Origin of the sequence: Bartonella sp. AP65SXKL, assembly GCF_042195725.1 — a bacterium.
Taxonomy (GTDB): domain Bacteria; phylum Pseudomonadota; class Alphaproteobacteria; order Rhizobiales; family Rhizobiaceae; genus Bartonella.
The window spans coordinates 1-608 of sequence record NZ_JBHIOW010000109.1 but is presented as its reverse complement, the minus strand read 5'-3'; the positions used below and the strand labels follow the sequence as shown (position 1 = coordinate 608).

The 608-nt window shown below is 43.9% G+C and carries 1 pseudogene; it reads right to left on the bottom strand.

Annotation, left to right across the window (positions count from 1 at the left end):
- Positions 1 to 347: 347 nt before the first annotated feature.
- Positions 348 to 608: pseudogene (locus ACFIMP_RS09920) on the bottom strand (late control protein); the annotation flags it as partial.

Below are 608 nucleotides of genomic sequence, written 5' to 3'. Positions count from 1 at the left end.
CTGCTCAAAATCGCAATTTGAGATGATCAATCATTGAGTTGGAATCGTATTATTTGAGAAGCAGCGTATATAAGATGTGTTCACCTCTTTTAGCATAAATTGACTGATGATTTTTCTGTATCCTAAGCACATTATTCAGGACATTATTAAATAAGAGAAGCGTTTAAGGAATTCGGTCAACTTGACCAAATTGCTCTTCAGTCTGCAATTGTGCAATGTTTGCACCATTGCTCCTTTTAGGAATTGGGTAAACAATACCCTATTGCTGTACTCATGCAATTGGTGCAAGTTTCACCTATTCCTCATCACGACCGATCAAAGGGTCAAGTTGTCCCTTTGATTTTCTGTCACTCAGAGGTTTCCTTTTCTCCTGCCTCTTTTCCCTTGTTTGGTGCCTCGAGTGTGATTTCTGTGGTGTATCCGCTTTGTTTTTCATAGCGGTGGGTGACGGTTGCAGCTTTCCATGGTCCATTGATTTGCCCACGAAACCCTTGAAGGATGAGAGGTTGATCCGCCATGATTTCGGGACGCCCCTCAAGGGTCAAAGAACCACTGCCTACAGCACGACACAACCTGTCCGACTCGGAAGCAGCAGCAGCTCGTGCTTC